The sequence below is a fragment of the Pseudomonas sp. LPB0260 genome, from assembly GCF_013388395.1.
Map to the genome: position 1 here is coordinate 2,087,252 of NZ_CP058247.1, position 17,994 is coordinate 2,105,245.

Annotated in this window: 3 protein-coding genes, 4 tRNA genes, 6 rRNA genes and 1 pseudogene; 11 read left to right on the forward strand and 3 right to left on the reverse strand. The window is 57.9% G+C overall.

Going from position 1 to position 17,994, the window contains the following annotated elements:
* Positions 1–60 precede the first annotated feature (60 nt).
* The 11 genes from pssA (at position 61) to rrf (LPB260_RS09200) (ending at position 12,580) form a co-directional block, all read left to right on the forward strand.
* Entirely contained in the window at positions 61–876 is an 816-nt protein-coding gene (gene pssA / locus LPB260_RS09150) for a CDP-diacylglycerol--serine O-phosphatidyltransferase (RefSeq protein WP_208708379.1), read from the forward strand.
* Between the two features lie 947 nt (positions 877–1,823).
* Positions 1,824–3,360: ribosomal RNA gene (locus LPB260_RS09155) — 16S ribosomal RNA — on the forward strand.
* Positions 3,361–3,425: 65 nt separating this feature from the next.
* Positions 3,426–3,502, forward strand: a tRNA-Ile gene (locus LPB260_RS09160).
* A 31-nt stretch (positions 3,503–3,533) separates the two neighbouring features.
* Positions 3,534–3,609, forward strand: a tRNA-Ala gene (locus LPB260_RS09165).
* 250 nt (positions 3,610–3,859) lie between these two features.
* Positions 3,860–6,750, forward strand: a 23S ribosomal RNA gene (locus tag LPB260_RS09170).
* A 140-nt stretch (positions 6,751–6,890) separates the two neighbouring features.
* Positions 6,891–7,006: ribosomal RNA gene (gene rrf, locus LPB260_RS09175) — 5S ribosomal RNA — on the forward strand.
* A 391-nt stretch (positions 7,007–7,397) separates the two neighbouring features.
* Positions 7,398–8,934, forward strand: a 16S ribosomal RNA gene (locus LPB260_RS09180).
* A gap of 65 nt (positions 8,935–8,999) precedes the next feature.
* Positions 9,000–9,076, forward strand: a tRNA-Ile gene (locus LPB260_RS09185).
* 31 nt (positions 9,077–9,107) lie between these two features.
* Positions 9,108–9,183: transfer RNA gene (locus LPB260_RS09190), tRNA-Ala, on the forward strand.
* Positions 9,184–9,433: 250 nt separating this feature from the next.
* Positions 9,434–12,324: ribosomal RNA gene (locus LPB260_RS09195) — 23S ribosomal RNA — on the forward strand.
* A 140-nt stretch (positions 12,325–12,464) separates the two neighbouring features.
* Positions 12,465–12,580: ribosomal RNA gene (rrf, locus tag LPB260_RS09200) — 5S ribosomal RNA — on the forward strand.
* Together the 16S, 23S and 5S rRNA genes with 4 tRNA genes alongside form the textbook arrangement of a ribosomal RNA operon.
* A gap of 74 nt (positions 12,581–12,654) precedes the next feature.
* On the opposite strand, the pseudogene LPB260_RS09205 reads toward rrf (LPB260_RS09200), so the two are convergent.
* The 3 genes and pseudogenes from LPB260_RS09205 to imuA all read right to left on the reverse strand — a co-directional run bounded on the left by LPB260_RS09205 (position 12,655) and on the right by imuA (position 17,772).
* Positions 12,655–15,757: pseudogene (locus tag LPB260_RS09205) on the reverse strand (error-prone DNA polymerase).
* Positions 15,733–17,148, reverse strand: a complete 1,416-nt coding sequence (locus LPB260_RS09210) for a DNA polymerase Y family protein (protein ID WP_208708380.1) — start codon at positions 17,146–17,148, stop codon at positions 15,733–15,735. The pseudogene LPB260_RS09205 and the gene LPB260_RS09210 overlap by 25 nt, the downstream one beginning before the upstream one ends.
* Positions 17,149–17,154: 6 nt before the next feature.
* Positions 17,155–17,772, reverse strand: a complete 618-nt coding sequence (imuA, locus tag LPB260_RS09215; protein WP_208708381.1) for a translesion DNA synthesis-associated protein ImuA — start codon at positions 17,770–17,772, stop codon at positions 17,155–17,157.
* Positions 17,773–17,994: the final 222 nt, after the last annotated feature.

Genomic DNA, 17,994 nt, shown 5'->3' on the forward strand with positions numbered 1-17,994 from the left:
GGCGAGTTGGCACTGCTGCTGTCTGGCGAAATTCTCCCTATACGTTGCAAGGTGTTGTTCATGAGCGAGCGTCCAGAAGCGCCCAACGCGGCCCCCGACGAAGAGAGCCTGCTACCGATCGATGAGCATGTCGAGGAAGGCCATGATGATGAGGGGCGAAAGGTTCGTCATCGTGGGGTCTACCTGCTGCCCAACCTGTTCACCACGGCGAACCTGTTTGCCGGCTTCTACGCCATCATCAATGCCATGAACGGTAATTTCTATGTGGCCGCGGCCGCAGTGTTCGTGGCCATGGTGCTGGATAGTCTCGATGGTCGAGTGGCACGCCTGACTAATACGCAGAGCGCCTTTGGCGCCGAATACGACTCTCTGTCCGACATGGTCGCCTTCGGTGTGGCGCCTGCGCTGTTGGCGTTCGAGTGGGCCCTGGGCAGCATGGGCAAGGTGGGCTGGATGGTGGCGTTCATATACGTCGCCGGAGCGGCGCTGCGCCTCGCGCGCTTCAATACCCAGATCGGTACGACCGACAAACGCTTCTTCATCGGCTTGGCCAGTCCTGCGGCGGCCGGTGTGGTCGCGGGTACGGTCTGGGCTTTCAGTGACTTCGGCATCAAGGGGTCCAACATGGCCTTTGGTGTGGCGGTGCTGGTGGCGGCCGCCGGCATGCTGATGGTCAGCAATATCAAGTACTACAGCTTCAAGGATCTGGACCTGAAGGGGCGCGTGCCCTTTGTTGCGATCCTTGCCGTTGTGCTGCTCTTTGCGGTGGTGTTCAGTGATCCGCCGCGCATACTGCTGATCATCTTCCTGGCCTATGCCGCGTCCGGTCCTTTGCAGTACCTCCTGCAACTGCGTCGGCGCAAGTCGGTAAAGTGATCTAGCGTCCGGCCGACGCCGCGACCCGCAGTGCGGCGTCGGCGGGCAGGAGCTAGTCCTGCCCATTCCTTTCGTGGTTCCTCTCTCTGCCCTCTGGGCTGTCAGTCTTCGTGCTAGTGCGCATTGGGTTTCCCCTCGCTAGGCTTCGTTGGGCTCCTGTCTGTTTCGCTCGTCAGGGCTGCCATGCATGGTGCTTGGTTGTGGATATCTTCAGTGCCGCTATTGGATTGCTGCTTGGTATGGGGCTACGAATGCTGCAGCCCGGGCGGCTTGGGCTGTGGTTGAGTCGCCGGGCTTCCGGCGCGCGGGTGACGTCAGTGTCTTCGCGTTCGGGTGAGAGGGGTTGGCGGGGTGGAGTAGGGCCTTCGCTCTGTGTATTGGAAAGAACTCGATAAAGCGTTGACCTGCTGCGCTTGATGCCTATAATGCGCGCCTTCTCCGGCGTAAGTCCCCTATAAAACGCTTTGCAAAACAAAGAGTTAAGTTTGAGTTAGGGGTTGCAACACGGCGAAAGCTGCGTAGAATGCGCCGGGCTGACGGGGTGGCAAGTTGATCCTGTCGGTGCTTCGGTCCAAGGTGGTCGAAAGTGGTAGAAGAGGCAGTTGACAGCGGTTTGAAACGCTGTAGAATTCGCCTCCCGCTGACGAGAAGCTTGAGGCTGATCGAAGGTGCAAGTGGTTGAAGTAGAAAAGAAATTTTCGAAACTGCTTGACGGAAGATGAGGCTGCTGTAGAATGCGCGCCTCGGTTGAGACGAAAGACTTAACCAACTGTTCTTTAACAACTGAATCAAGCAATTCGTGTGGGTGCTTGTGAGGTAAGACTGATAGTCAACTGATTATCAGCATCACAAAGCAACACTCGTTAATTCGAGAGTTAACTCTTTTAAGTAAGAGATTTGCGATTGCTGAGCCAAGTTTAGGGTTTTCTCAAAACCCAAGCAGTATTGAACTGAAGAGTTTGATCATGGCTCAGATTGAACGCTGGCGGCAGGCCTAACACATGCAAGTCGAGCGGATGAGGGTAGCTTGCTACCTGATTCAGCGGCGGACGGGTGAGTAATGCCTAGGAATCTGCCTGGTAGTGGGGGACAACGTTTCGAAAGGAACGCTAATACCGCATACGTCCTACGGGAGAAAGTGGGGGATCTTCGGACCTCACGCTATCAGATGAGCCTAGGTCGGATTAGCTAGTTGGTGAGGTAATGGCTCACCAAGGCGACGATCCGTAACTGGTCTGAGAGGATGATCAGTCACACTGGAACTGAGACACGGTCCAGACTCCTACGGGAGGCAGCAGTGGGGAATATTGGACAATGGGCGAAAGCCTGATCCAGCCATGCCGCGTGTGTGAAGAAGGTCTTCGGATTGTAAAGCACTTTAAGTTGGGAGGAAGGGTTGTAACCTAATACGTTGCAATTTTGACGTTACCGACAGAATAAGCACCGGCTAACTCTGTGCCAGCAGCCGCGGTAATACAGAGGGTGCAAGCGTTAATCGGAATTACTGGGCGTAAAGCGCGCGTAGGTGGTTTGTTAAGTTGGATGTGAAAGCCCCGGGCTCAACCTGGGAACTGCATCCAAAACTGGCAAGCTAGAGTACGGTAGAGGGTGGTGGAATTTCCTGTGTAGCGGTGAAATGCGTAGATATAGGAAGGAACACCAGTGGCGAAGGCGACCACCTGGACTGATACTGACACTGAGGTGCGAAAGCGTGGGGAGCAAACAGGATTAGATACCCTGGTAGTCCACGCCGTAAACGATGTCAACTAGCCGTTGGAATCCTTGAGATTTTAGTGGCGCAGCTAACGCATTAAGTTGACCGCCTGGGGAGTACGGCCGCAAGGTTAAAACTCAAATGAATTGACGGGGGCCCGCACAAGCGGTGGAGCATGTGGTTTAATTCGAAGCAACGCGAAGAACCTTACCTGGCCTTGACATGCTGAGAACTTTCCAGAGATGGATTGGTGCCTTCGGGAACTCAGACACAGGTGCTGCATGGCTGTCGTCAGCTCGTGTCGTGAGATGTTGGGTTAAGTCCCGTAACGAGCGCAACCCTTGTCCTTAGTTACCAGCACGTTATGGTGGGAACTCTAAGGAGACTGCCGGTGACAAACCGGAGGAAGGTGGGGATGACGTCAAGTCATCATGGCCCTTACGGCCAGGGCTACACACGTGCTACAATGGTCGGTACAAAGGGTTGCCAAGCCGCGAGGTGGAGCTAATCCCATAAAACCGATCGTAGTCCGGATCGCAGTCTGCAACTCGACTGCGTGAAGTCGGAATCGCTAGTAATCGTGAATCAGAATGTCACGGTGAATACGTTCCCGGGCCTTGTACACACCGCCCGTCACACCATGGGAGTGGGTTGCACCAGAAGTAGCTAGTCTAACCGCAAGGGGGACGGTTACCACGGTGTGATTCATGACTGGGGTGAAGTCGTAACAAGGTAGCCGTAGGGGAACCTGCGGCTGGATCACCTCCTTAATCGACGACATCAGCTTCCTTATAAGCTCCCACACGAATTGCTTGATTCATTGCGAAAGACGATTGGGTCTGTAGCTCAGTTGGTTAGAGCGCACCCCTGATAAGGGTGAGGTCGGCAGTTCGAATCTGCCCAGACCCACCAATTGTTGTGGGGTTTGGCCTTGTACGAATATGGGGCCATAGCTCAGCTGGGAGAGCGCCTGCCTTGCACGCAGGAGGTCAGCGGTTCGATCCCGCTTGGCTCCACCACTTACAGCACCGGTATGTAGAGTTCAGAAATGAACATTCCTGAGACTGTCAGTTGAATGTTGATTTCTGGTCTTTGACCAGTACGAAAATCGTTCTTTAAAAATTTGGGTATGTGATAGAAGTGACTGATTAATTACTTTCACTGGTAATTAGTTTGGTCAAGGTAAAATTTGCGTTGTTCTCAAGTGCAAATTTTCGGCGAATGTCGTCTTCACGTTATAGACAATAACCAGATTGCTTGGGGTTATATGGTCAAGTGAAGAAGCGCATACGGTGGATGCCTTGGCAGTCAGAGGCGATGAAAGACGTGGTAGCCTGCGATAAGCTTCGGGGAGTCGGCAAACAGACTTTGATCCGGAGATCTCTGAATGGGGGAACCCACCCAGCATAAGCTGGGTATCACACACTGAATACATAGGTGTGTGAGGCGAACCAGGGGAACTGAAACATCTAAGTACCCTGAGGAATAGAAATCAACCGAGATTCCCTTAGTAGTGGCGAGCGAACGGGGACTAGCCCTTAAGCTTCTTTGATTTTAGCGGAACGCTCTGGAAAGTGCGGCCATAGTGGGTGATAGCCCTGTACGCGAAAGGATCTTAGAAGTGAAATCGAGTAGGACGGAGCACGAGAAACTTTGTCTGAATATGGGGGGACCATCCTCCAAGGCTAAATACTACTGACTGACCGATAGTGAACCAGTACCGTGAGGGAAAGGCGAAAAGAACCCCGGAGAGGGGAGTGAAATAGAACCTGAAACCGTATGCGTACAAGCAGTGGGAGCCCACTTTGTTGGGTGACTGCGTACCTTTTGTATAATGGGTCAGCGACTTATATTCAGTGGCGAGCTTAACCGAATAGGGGAGGCGTAGCGAAAGCGAGTCTTAATAGGGCGTTTAGTCGCTGGGTATAGACCCGAAACCGGGCGATCTATCCATGGGCAGGTTGAAGGTTAGGTAACACTGACTGGAGGACCGAACCGACTACCGTTGAAAAGTTAGCGGATGACCTGTGGATCGGAGTGAAAGGCTAATCAAGCTCGGAGATAGCTGGTTCTCCTCGAAAGCTATTTAGGTAGCGCCTCGTGTATCACTGCTGGGGGTAGAGCACTGTTTCGGCTAGGGGGTCATCCCGACTTACCAAACCGATGCAAACTCCGAATACCAGCAAGTGTCAGCACGGGAGACACACGGCGGGTGCTAACGTCCGTCGTGAAAAGGGAAACAACCCAGACCGTCAGCTAAGGTCCCAAAGTTATGGTTAAGTGGGAAACGATGTGGGAAGGCTTAGACAGCTAGGAGGTTGGCTTAGAAGCAGCCACCCTTTAAAGAAAGCGTAATAGCTCACTAGTCGAGTCGGCCTGCGCGGAAGATGTAACGGGGCTCAAACCATACACCGAAGCTACGGGTTCATCTTAGGATGAGCGGTAGAGGAGCGTTCTGTAAGCCTGTGAAGGTGAGTTGAGAAGCTTGCTGGAGGTATCAGAAGTGCGAATGCTGACATGAGTAACGACAATGCGAGTGAAAAACTCGCACGCCGAAAGACCAAGGTTTCCTGCGCAACGTTAATCGACGCAGGGTGAGTCGGCCCCTAAGGCGAGGCAGAAATGCGTAGTCGATGGGAAACGGGTTAATATTCCCGTACTTCTAGTTACTGCGATGGAGGGACGGAGAAGGCTAGGCCAGCACGGCGTTGGTTGTCCGTGTTTAAGGTGGTAGGCAGAGTGCTTAGGTAAATCCGGGCGCTTAATGCCGAGAGCTGATGACGAGCGTTCTTTTAGAATGCGAAGTGGTTGATGCCATGCTTCCAGGAAAAGCTTCTAAGCTTCAGGTAACTAGGAACCGTACCCCAAACCGACACAGGTGGTTAGGTAGAGAATACCAAGGCGCTTGAGAGAACTCGGGTGAAGGAACTAGGCAAAATGGCACCGTAACTTCGGGAGAAGGTGCGCCGGTGAGGGTGAAGCATTTACTGCGTAAGCTCATGCCGGTCGAAGATACCAGGCCGCTGCGACTGTTTATTAAAAACACAGCACTCTGCAAACACGAAAGTGGACGTATAGGGTGTGACGCCTGCCCGGTGCCGGAAGGTTAATTGATGGGGTTAGCGAAAGCGAAGCTCTTGATCGAAGCCCCGGTAAACGGCGGCCGTAACTATAACGGTCCTAAGGTAGCGAAATTCCTTGTCGGGTAAGTTCCGACCTGCACGAATGGCGTAACGATGGCGGCGCTGTCTCCACCCGAGACTCAGTGAAATTGAAATCGCTGTGAAGATGCAGTGTATCCGCGGCTAGACGGAAAGACCCCGTGAACCTTTACTATAGCTTTGCACTGGACTTTGAGTTTACTTGTGTAGGATAGGTGGGAGGCTTTGAAGCGTGGACGCCAGTTCGCGTGGAGCCATCCTTGAAATACCACCCTGGTAACCTTGAGGTTCTAACTCTGGTCCGTTATCCGGATCGAGGACAGTGTATGGTGGGTAGTTTGACTGGGGCGGTCTCCTCCTAAAGAGTAACGGAGGAGTACGAAGGTGCGCTCAGACCGGTCGGAAATCGGTCGTAGAGTATAAAGGCAAAAGCGCGCTTGACTGCGAGACAGACACGTCGAGCAGGTACGAAAGTAGGTCTTAGTGATCCGGTGGTTCTGTATGGAAGGGCCATCGCTCAACGGATAAAAGGTACTCCGGGGATAACAGGCTGATACCGCCCAAGAGTTCATATCGACGGCGGTGTTTGGCACCTCGATGTCGGCTCATCACATCCTGGGGCTGAAGCCGGTCCCAAGGGTATGGCTGTTCGCCATTTAAAGTGGTACGCGAGCTGGGTTTAGAACGTCGTGAGACAGTTCGGTCCCTATCTGCCGTGGACGTTTGAGATTTGAGAGGGGCTGCTCCTAGTACGAGAGGACCGGAGTGGACGAACCTCTGGTGTTCCGGTTGTCACGCCAGTGGCATTGCCGGGTAGCTATGTTCGGAAAAGATAACCGCTGAAAGCATCTAAGCGGGAAACTTGCCTCAAGATGAGATCTCACTGGAGCCTCGAGCTCCCTAAAGGGCCGTCGAAGACTACGACGTTGATAGGTGGGGTGTGTAAGCGCTGTGAGGCGTTGAGCTAACCCATACTAATTGCCCGTGAGGCTTGACCATATAACACCCAAACAATTTGCTGTTTGTGTGCCAGACGGTTGAAGTCGACAACAAACCGAAAATTTGCCAGAACACGCAATACCAGACATCACATACCCAATTCGGGGAAGCGCCTTAACCGCGAATCCCCAGCTGAATTGCTTGACGACCATAGAGCGTTGGAACCACCTGATCCCATCCCGAACTCAGTAGTGAAACGATGCATCGCCGATGGTAGTGTGGGGTTTCCCCATGTGAGAGTAGGTCATCGTCAAGCACCTATCCCAAACCCCCGACACGCGAAAGCGGGTCGGGGGTTTGTCTTTTAGTGAAAGCCTAAGATTTGTACTTGGGCGTGAAGCTGAATGCTGGCGAAAGCCGCTAAGTTTCACCAAGTGGTTGAAGTAGAAAAGAAATTTTCGAAACTGCTTGACGGAAGATGAGGCTGCTGTAGAATGCGCGCCTCGGTTGAGACGAAAGACTTAACCAACTGTTCTTTAACAACTGAATCAAGCAATTCGTGTGGGTGCTTGTGAGGTAAGACTGATAGTCAACTGATTATCAGCATCACAAAGCAACACTCGTTAATTCGAGAGTTAACTCTTTTAAGTAAGAGATTTGCGATTGCTGAGCCAAGTTTAGGGTTTTCTCAAAACCCAAGCAGTATTGAACTGAAGAGTTTGATCATGGCTCAGATTGAACGCTGGCGGCAGGCCTAACACATGCAAGTCGAGCGGATGAGGGTAGCTTGCTACCTGATTCAGCGGCGGACGGGTGAGTAATGCCTAGGAATCTGCCTGGTAGTGGGGGACAACGTTTCGAAAGGAACGCTAATACCGCATACGTCCTACGGGAGAAAGTGGGGGATCTTCGGACCTCACGCTATCAGATGAGCCTAGGTCGGATTAGCTAGTTGGTGAGGTAATGGCTCACCAAGGCGACGATCCGTAACTGGTCTGAGAGGATGATCAGTCACACTGGAACTGAGACACGGTCCAGACTCCTACGGGAGGCAGCAGTGGGGAATATTGGACAATGGGCGAAAGCCTGATCCAGCCATGCCGCGTGTGTGAAGAAGGTCTTCGGATTGTAAAGCACTTTAAGTTGGGAGGAAGGGTTGTAACCTAATACGTTGCAATTTTGACGTTACCGACAGAATAAGCACCGGCTAACTCTGTGCCAGCAGCCGCGGTAATACAGAGGGTGCAAGCGTTAATCGGAATTACTGGGCGTAAAGCGCGCGTAGGTGGTTTGTTAAGTTGGATGTGAAAGCCCCGGGCTCAACCTGGGAACTGCATCCAAAACTGGCAAGCTAGAGTACGGTAGAGGGTGGTGGAATTTCCTGTGTAGCGGTGAAATGCGTAGATATAGGAAGGAACACCAGTGGCGAAGGCGACCACCTGGACTGATACTGACACTGAGGTGCGAAAGCGTGGGGAGCAAACAGGATTAGATACCCTGGTAGTCCACGCCGTAAACGATGTCAACTAGCCGTTGGAATCCTTGAGATTTTAGTGGCGCAGCTAACGCATTAAGTTGACCGCCTGGGGAGTACGGCCGCAAGGTTAAAACTCAAATGAATTGACGGGGGCCCGCACAAGCGGTGGAGCATGTGGTTTAATTCGAAGCAACGCGAAGAACCTTACCTGGCCTTGACATGCTGAGAACTTTCCAGAGATGGATTGGTGCCTTCGGGAACTCAGACACAGGTGCTGCATGGCTGTCGTCAGCTCGTGTCGTGAGATGTTGGGTTAAGTCCCGTAACGAGCGCAACCCTTGTCCTTAGTTACCAGCACGTTATGGTGGGAACTCTAAGGAGACTGCCGGTGACAAACCGGAGGAAGGTGGGGATGACGTCAAGTCATCATGGCCCTTACGGCCAGGGCTACACACGTGCTACAATGGTCGGTACAAAGGGTTGCCAAGCCGCGAGGTGGAGCTAATCCCATAAAACCGATCGTAGTCCGGATCGCAGTCTGCAACTCGACTGCGTGAAGTCGGAATCGCTAGTAATCGTGAATCAGAATGTCACGGTGAATACGTTCCCGGGCCTTGTACACACCGCCCGTCACACCATGGGAGTGGGTTGCACCAGAAGTAGCTAGTCTAACCGCAAGGGGGACGGTTACCACGGTGTGATTCATGACTGGGGTGAAGTCGTAACAAGGTAGCCGTAGGGGAACCTGCGGCTGGATCACCTCCTTAATCGACGACATCAGCTTCCTTATAAGCTCCCACACGAATTGCTTGATTCATTGCGAAAGACGATTGGGTCTGTAGCTCAGTTGGTTAGAGCGCACCCCTGATAAGGGTGAGGTCGGCAGTTCGAATCTGCCCAGACCCACCAATTGTTGTGGGGTTTGGCCTTGTACGAATATGGGGCCATAGCTCAGCTGGGAGAGCGCCTGCCTTGCACGCAGGAGGTCAGCGGTTCGATCCCGCTTGGCTCCACCACTTACAGCACCGGTATGTAGAGTTCAGAAATGAACATTCCTGAGACTGTCAGTTGAATGTTGATTTCTGGTCTTTGACCAGTACGAAAATCGTTCTTTAAAAATTTGGGTATGTGATAGAAGTGACTGATTAATTACTTTCACTGGTAATTAGTTTGGTCAAGGTAAAATTTGCGTTGTTCTCAAGTGCAAATTTTCGGCGAATGTCGTCTTCACGTTATAGACAATAACCAGATTGCTTGGGGTTATATGGTCAAGTGAAGAAGCGCATACGGTGGATGCCTTGGCAGTCAGAGGCGATGAAAGACGTGGTAGCCTGCGATAAGCTTCGGGGAGTCGGCAAACAGACTTTGATCCGGAGATCTCTGAATGGGGGAACCCACCCAGCATAAGCTGGGTATCACACACTGAATACATAGGTGTGTGAGGCGAACCAGGGGAACTGAAACATCTAAGTACCCTGAGGAATAGAAATCAACCGAGATTCCCTTAGTAGTGGCGAGCGAACGGGGACTAGCCCTTAAGCTTCTTTGATTTTAGCGGAACGCTCTGGAAAGTGCGGCCATAGTGGGTGATAGCCCTGTACGCGAAAGGATCTTAGAAGTGAAATCGAGTAGGACGGAGCACGAGAAACTTTGTCTGAATATGGGGGGACCATCCTCCAAGGCTAAATACTACTGACTGACCGATAGTGAACCAGTACCGTGAGGGAAAGGCGAAAAGAACCCCGGAGAGGGGAGTGAAATAGAACCTGAAACCGTATGCGTACAAGCAGTGGGAGCCCACTTTGTTGGGTGACTGCGTACCTTTTGTATAATGGGTCAGCGACTTATATTCAGTGGCGAGCTTAACCGAATAGGGGAGGCGTAGCGAAAGCGAGTCTTAATAGGGCGTTTAGTCGCTGGGTATAGACCCGAAACCGGGCGATCTATCCATGGGCAGGTTGAAGGTTAGGTAACACTGACTGGAGGACCGAACCGACTACCGTTGAAAAGTTAGCGGATGACCTGTGGATCGGAGTGAAAGGCTAATCAAGCTCGGAGATAGCTGGTTCTCCTCGAAAGCTATTTAGGTAGCGCCTCGTGTATCACTGCTGGGGGTAGAGCACTGTTTCGGCTAGGGGGTCATCCCGACTTACCAAACCGATGCAAACTCCGAATACCAGCAAGTGTCAGCACGGGAGACACACGGCGGGTGCTAACGTCCGTCGTGAAAAGGGAAACAACCCAGACCGTCAGCTAAGGTCCCAAAGTTATGGTTAAGTGGGAAACGATGTGGGAAGGCTTAGACAGCTAGGAGGTTGGCTTAGAAGCAGCCACCCTTTAAAGAAAGCGTAATAGCTCACTAGTCGAGTCGGCCTGCGCGGAAGATGTAACGGGGCTCAAACCATACACCGAAGCTACGGGTTCATCTTAGGATGAGCGGTAGAGGAGCGTTCTGTAAGCCTGTGAAGGTGAGTTGAGAAGCTTGCTGGAGGTATCAGAAGTGCGAATGCTGACATGAGTAACGACAATGCGAGTGAAAAACTCGCACGCCGAAAGACCAAGGTTTCCTGCGCAACGTTAATCGACGCAGGGTGAGTCGGCCCCTAAGGCGAGGCAGAAATGCGTAGTCGATGGGAAACGGGTTAATATTCCCGTACTTCTAGTTACTGCGATGGAGGGACGGAGAAGGCTAGGCCAGCACGGCGTTGGTTGTCCGTGTTTAAGGTGGTAGGCAGAGTGCTTAGGTAAATCCGGGCGCTTAATGCCGAGAGCTGATGACGAGCGTTCTTTTAGAATGCGAAGTGGTTGATGCCATGCTTCCAGGAAAAGCTTCTAAGCTTCAGGTAACTAGGAACCGTACCCCAAACCGACACAGGTGGTTAGGTAGAGAATACCAAGGCGCTTGAGAGAACTCGGGTGAAGGAACTAGGCAAAATGGCACCGTAACTTCGGGAGAAGGTGCGCCGGTGAGGGTGAAGCATTTACTGCGTAAGCTCATGCCGGTCGAAGATACCAGGCCGCTGCGACTGTTTATTAAAAACACAGCACTCTGCAAACACGAAAGTGGACGTATAGGGTGTGACGCCTGCCCGGTGCCGGAAGGTTAATTGATGGGGTTAGCGAAAGCGAAGCTCTTGATCGAAGCCCCGGTAAACGGCGGCCGTAACTATAACGGTCCTAAGGTAGCGAAATTCCTTGTCGGGTAAGTTCCGACCTGCACGAATGGCGTAACGATGGCGGCGCTGTCTCCACCCGAGACTCAGTGAAATTGAAATCGCTGTGAAGATGCAGTGTATCCGCGGCTAGACGGAAAGACCCCGTGAACCTTTACTATAGCTTTGCACTGGACTTTGAGTTTACTTGTGTAGGATAGGTGGGAGGCTTTGAAGCGTGGACGCCAGTTCGCGTGGAGCCATCCTTGAAATACCACCCTGGTAACCTTGAGGTTCTAACTCTGGTCCGTTATCCGGATCGAGGACAGTGTATGGTGGGTAGTTTGACTGGGGCGGTCTCCTCCTAAAGAGTAACGGAGGAGTACGAAGGTGCGCTCAGACCGGTCGGAAATCGGTCGTAGAGTATAAAGGCAAAAGCGCGCTTGACTGCGAGACAGACACGTCGAGCAGGTACGAAAGTAGGTCTTAGTGATCCGGTGGTTCTGTATGGAAGGGCCATCGCTCAACGGATAAAAGGTACTCCGGGGATAACAGGCTGATACCGCCCAAGAGTTCATATCGACGGCGGTGTTTGGCACCTCGATGTCGGCTCATCACATCCTGGGGCTGAAGCCGGTCCCAAGGGTATGGCTGTTCGCCATTTAAAGTGGTACGCGAGCTGGGTTTAGAACGTCGTGAGACAGTTCGGTCCCTATCTGCCGTGGACGTTTGAGATTTGAGAGGGGCTGCTCCTAGTACGAGAGGACCGGAGTGGACGAACCTCTGGTGTTCCGGTTGTCACGCCAGTGGCATTGCCGGGTAGCTATGTTCGGAAAAGATAACCGCTGAAAGCATCTAAGCGGGAAACTTGCCTCAAGATGAGATCTCACTGGAGCCTCGAGCTCCCTAAAGGGCCGTCGAAGACTACGACGTTGATAGGTGGGGTGTGTAAGCGCTGTGAGGCGTTGAGCTAACCCATACTAATTGCCCGTGAGGCTTGACCATATAACACCCAAACAATTTGCTGTTTGTGTGCCAGACGGTTGAAGTCGACAACAAACCGAAAATTTGCCAGAACACGCAATACCAGACATCACATACCCAATTCGGGGAAGCGCCTTAACCGCGAATCCCCAGCTGAATTGCTTGACGACCATAGAGCGTTGGAACCACCTGATCCCATCCCGAACTCAGTAGTGAAACGATGCATCGCCGATGGTAGTGTGGGGTTTCCCCATGTGAGAGTAGGTCATCGTCAAGCACCTATCCCGAACCCCCGACCCGCGAAAGCAGGTCGGGGGTTTGTCTTTGCGCGCTGGAAAAATTTGCCGGGCTTCACTGGAAATCGCGGCTGCGTACCGCCAGCCCGGCCAGCAGCGGGGTCAGGTCCAGCAGGCGGCCGGCGATCACATGGCGGACGTTTGAGGCCTCTTCCAGATGGCCATCGACCTGCAGCAACTGCGCTTCCAGCAGCACGCGGCGCTGACGTTCTGCCAGATCGCGCCAGACCACCACATTGATCATGCCGTGTTCGTCCTCCAGGGTGACAAAGGTCACGCCGGCGGCGGTTTGCGGGCGCTGGCGACCGACCACCAGGCCGGCGACGCTGAGGGTGCGGCCATGGGCGATAGCCCGTAGCTCTCGCGAGCTGCGACAGCGCCTGCGCTCCAGCTCGCCGCGCAACAGCGACAGCGGATGGGGCCCCAGGGTGGTACCCAGCGTGGCGTAGTCGGCCTGCAGGTTTTCCCCCTGCGTGGGCTGAGGCAGGAGTACTGGCGCCTCGGCTTGAGCGGGCAGGTGGGCGAACAGGGGCGTCTGCTCCCCGATACCGGCGACTGACCAGCGAGCCCGGTGACGGTCGCCGGCCAGTCCCTGCAGGCAGCCGGCGTCGGCCAACTGGGCGAGGGCGCGGGAGTCGAGCACGGCGCGCCTGGCCAGGTCGTACGCATCCTCAAAGGGCGCTGCTGTTCTGGCCGCTTCGATACGCCGGCCAGCGGATTCGCGCAGGCCGCGTACCATGCGCAAGCCGAGGCGGATGGCCGCTTGGCCAGTGTCGGTCTCCAGGGTGCAATCCCAGTCGCTGCAACACACGTCCGCGGGGCGCGTCTCGATCCCGTGGCGGCGGGCATCCTGCAGCAGCTGGTCGGGGCTGTAGAAGCCCATCGGCCAGCTGTTGATCAGGGCGCAGGTGAAGGCCGCCGGTTCGTGGCACTTGAGCCAGCAACTGGCGTAGGTCAGCAGGGCGAAGCTGGCGGCATGGGACTCGGGGAAACCATAGCTGCCGAAGCCCTTGATCTGCTCGAAGATGCGCGCGGCGAATTCGCCGCTATAGCCGCGCGCGAGCATGCCCTGGGTCAGACGCTGGCGATGGGGCTCGAGGCCGCCATGGCGTTTCCAGGCGGCCATGGCGCGACGCAGCTGGTCAGCCTCGCCCGGACTGTAGCCGGCCGCGACTATTGCCAGCTCCATGACCTGTTCCTGGAACAGCGGCACGCCGAGGGTGCGCTCGAACACCTTGCGCAGTTCCTCCGAGGGATAGCTGACCGCCTCCTCGCCATTGCGCCGGCGCAGGTAGGGGTGGACCATGTCGCCCTGGATCGGCCCCGGGCGGACGATGGCGACTTCGATGACCAGATCGTAGAAGCACCTGGGCTTGAGTCGCGGCAACATGGCCATCTGCGCCCGCGACTCGATCTGGAACACGCCGATGGTGTCGGCGCGGCTGATCATCGCGTAGGTCTGCGGGTCTTCGGCCGGGATGCTGGCCAGGCTCAGGTCGCGGCCACGATAGCGGCGCAGCAGATCGAAGGTGCGGCGCAGGGCGCTGAGCATGCCCAGGGCGAGGATGTCGACCTTGAGCAGGCCGAGCATGTCCAGGTCATCCTTGTCCCACTGGATGATGGTGCGCTCGGCCATGGCTGCGTTCTCCACCGGTACCAGGCCATGCAGGGGCTGCTCGGAGATGACGAAACCGCCCGGATGCTGGGACAGGTGGCGGGGGAAGCCGATCAGCTCGGCACTGAGGGTCAGCACCCGGCGCAGCAGCGGACTGTCGGGATCGAAGCCGCCCTCCAGCAGCTGCTCGGCCGGCGGCAGTCGGTCGCTCCAGCGTCCGCAGCAGGCGGCCAGGGCGTTGAGCTGGTCAGGTGGCAGGCCGAGGGCCTTGCCGACATCGCGCACGGCGCCGGCTCCATGGTAGGTGCTGACCACGGCGGTGAGCGCGGCACGCTCGCGGCCATAGCGCTGGAACACATACTGCAGCATGCAGCACTTCTTCGCGGCGCTCGTGTTCGAAGTCGACGTCGATGTCCGGCGGCTCGTTGCGCTCCCGGGAGATGAAACGCTCGAACAGCATGTTCATCCGCGCCGGATCCAGCTCGGTGATGCCCAGGGCGTAGCACACCGCCGAGTTGGCCGCCGAACCGCGGCCCTGGCAGAGGATGTTCTGGCTGCGGGCGAAGCGCACGATGTCGTGCACCGTGAGGAAGTAGCTCTCGTAGCCCAGCTCGGCGATCAGCGCCAGTTCGCGCTCGATCAGCTGCCGGGCCTTCGGCGGAGCGCCCTGGGGCCAGCGCCAGGCCATGCCCTGCTCGGTTAGTTGGCGCAGCCAGGTGCTCGGCGTCTGGCCCTGGGGGACCAGTTCGCGCGGGTATTGGTAGTGCAGTTCGCTGAGGTCGAACCGACAGCGCCGGGCAATGCGCAGGGTCTCTTCCAGCAGTTGCGGGGGATAGAGCTCGGCCAGCGCCTGCGGGGCGCGCAGGTGGCGTTCGCCATTGGCGAACAGCCGCAAGCCGGCTTCGCCGACCGGCAGGTGCAGGCGGATCGCCGTCATGCAGTCCTGCAGGGCGCGGCGGCCACGGGCGTGCATGTGCACGTCGCCACTGGCGACCAGCGGCAATTCCAGCTCGGTGGCCAGGGCCTGCAGGTCAGCCAGGCGCTGGCTGTCGTCCGCGCCACGGTGCAGCTCCACCGCCAGCCACAGGCGCTCGGCGAATATGCCGCGCAGCCAATGGCCCTCGCTGGCATCGCCAGGCGAACCGGGCAACCAGAGCGCCAGCAGGCCCTCGGTTGGCTCGGCGAAGTCGTCGCGGAGCAGGCGGTAGTGACCCTTGGGCGCGCGCCGCCGGGCCTTGCTGATCAGCCGGCACAGGTGCTGGTAGCCGCCGAGGTTTTCCACCAGCAGGACAAACTTGGGCCCCTCCTCGATGCACAGTTCGCTGCCGACGATCAGCGGCACGCCGCTGTCCTTGGCCGCCTGCCAGGCGCGTACGATGCCGGCAAGGCTGCATTCGTCGGTGATGGCCAGGGCCCGGTAGCCCAGACGGGCGGCGCGGCTGAAGAGTTCGCCGGCACTGGAGGCGCCGCGCTGGAAGCTGAAGTTGGACAGGCAGTGCAGCTCGGCGTAGTCGACGCTCATGCGAACCACCCGTGCAGCCACAGCGGCCCCGCCGAGCCGACCGGGCGGAAGGCCCAGGCGCGCTGGCCCGAGCTGGTCTCGATCAGGTAATAGTCGCGGCGCTGGTCGTTGCCGTCCCACCAGCCGGACTCGATGCGTTCCGGGCCGGCGAGCAGGCGCGGGGCCGCGTCGTCCAGGGCCAGTGGCTCTGCGAGCAGCCAGCCGGGCCTGGGACCGGTCGCGCCGGGGACAGTCGTCGCGGCTGCGCTGTATGGCCGCCAGGCCTGTTCGGGGCGGTGATCGGCGTGCACGCCGAGGCCCTGCACCGCCGCGTCGCCCAGGCGCGCGCGCAGGCGTTCGCGCAGCTGCTCCCAGGCCAGCGTCTGTTGCGCACGTTCGTCGAACAGGTTGGCGTGCGCCGGGACGAAGTCCGGCAGGTCCCGGGCCTGCAGGCGCAGCGCCTCGACCGGGGCGGGTAGCTGCAGGCGCTCCAGGCGTTCGCGGGTCAGCTCGAACAACAGGGTTGCGTCGCGCTCGGCGCCGAGCAGTCCGACCGCCACCAGGCTGTCGGCGCGGGCCCGGTGTTCCAGGTGCAGGACGAAGCGCTGCACGCCGCTGTCGCGGCCGGCCAGGTAGGCGGCCAGATCGTGGATCAGGCGGCGCAGGGGAAACAGCAGGGCCTGGTGGGATTCGACATCGAAGTTCAGCTCGATACGCTCATCGAAGTGGTCCGGCGGGCTGTAGCAGTCCAATGCCAAGGGGCGCAGACCGAGCAGGGTGTCGAGGTGGCGCAGCATCTCGGCGGGGAAACGCCGGGCCAGGCCGTCGCGGGGCAGGTCCAGGACCTGGCGCAGGGTGCGCAGGCCCATGCGGGCCAGGGCGCTGGCTACCTCGCGGGGCAGGCCGAGGCGCTCGATCGGCAGTTGTTCCAGCTGCTGGCGCAACGCGGCCGCATCGGCGATTGCCAGGCCGTCATGGGCATTGGCCAGCACCCTGGCCGCGGCCGGGTTCGGCGCCAGGGTGATGCGGTGGCGAAAGCCCAGAGCCTGCAGTTCGGCGCGCAGGCGTGCCTCGAAGCGCGGCCAGGGGCCGAACAGGGCGAGGCTGGATTCGACCTCCATGAGCAGCGCGCGCGGGTAGTGCAGGCTGACCTGGGAGCTGAAGCGATAGGCCCAGGCCGCCAGGAAGCGCTGACAGCGCTCGATCTGCTGCGTGTCGTACTCGGCCGTGGCGAAGTCGCGGCTCAGGGCCTGGGCTGCGTTCAGCGACTGGCCGGGACGCAGGCCGAGGGCGCGAGCGGCCGGATTGACCGCCTGCAGCACGCGTCGCTGCGCCGGCCCGCTGAGCAGCACCAGAGGCGCGGCGGGATCGGCGCAGCGCCGCAGCACCGCATCCAGTGCCAGCTGCGGCAGCACTATGCAGGCCCAGCGCATGGCGGCTCACGCCCCGACGGCGAAGCACAGCGGCGCCGCCGGGGCCAGGCCGCCGCGACACTTGAGCACCCGGACCTGGCCCCGCCGGCCGTCCAGGGCCAGGCGCAGGGCGGCCGGCGACGGGTTGTGCGCCTCGCGCAGCGGGCGATAGGCGAACGCCAGGCTCTGGCCGCCTTCGGCGGCGACCTGCAGGCGCCGCAGGGCGCGGTCGTCGGCGCGCTCAGGCCAGCACAGCAGTGCCGCGCAACTGCCCGAGCGCAGGCATTGTTCGGCCGCCCACAGGGCATCGCGGCCGCTCGCCTGGATCACCTCGAGGCGGCGCAGGTCGAGTCCGGCGGCCTGCCAGGCCGGGGCGTAGGGCACGAAGGGCGGTGCGACCAGGATCACCCGTTCGGCTGCCCGGGTCAGGCGCGCCAGGGTCGGCCACAGCAGGTGCAGTTCGCCGAGGCCAGGTCCGGGCATGAGGATCTCGGAGAGCGCCGACTCCGGCCAGCCACCTGTGGGCAGGGCGGCATCCAGCGCGGCATGGCCGCTCGGCTGTCGGCCGGCCGTCCGCGCCGTCGGCCGGCCACGCCAGACCCGACGCTCGTCGAGCAAGCTGTCGAGGCTGATCACGGCGCTCATTGGCGTGGGCCTCGGCCGGCCCGGGTGAGGGCGCTGGAACAGGCTCGCGGTTCAATGACTGGTGTGTGGCGGGTAATGAGGCGCATGGGGAGGACTGCCGGAGGAGTTGTTGCCCCGGAGTGGGGCTTGCCGGTTAACTGTATATAAATACAGTAGTCTATCGGCGGGGTGACCGGCAAGCGCCCGGGCCTGGCAGCAGACGGGTGGACCAGGCCCGCTCGT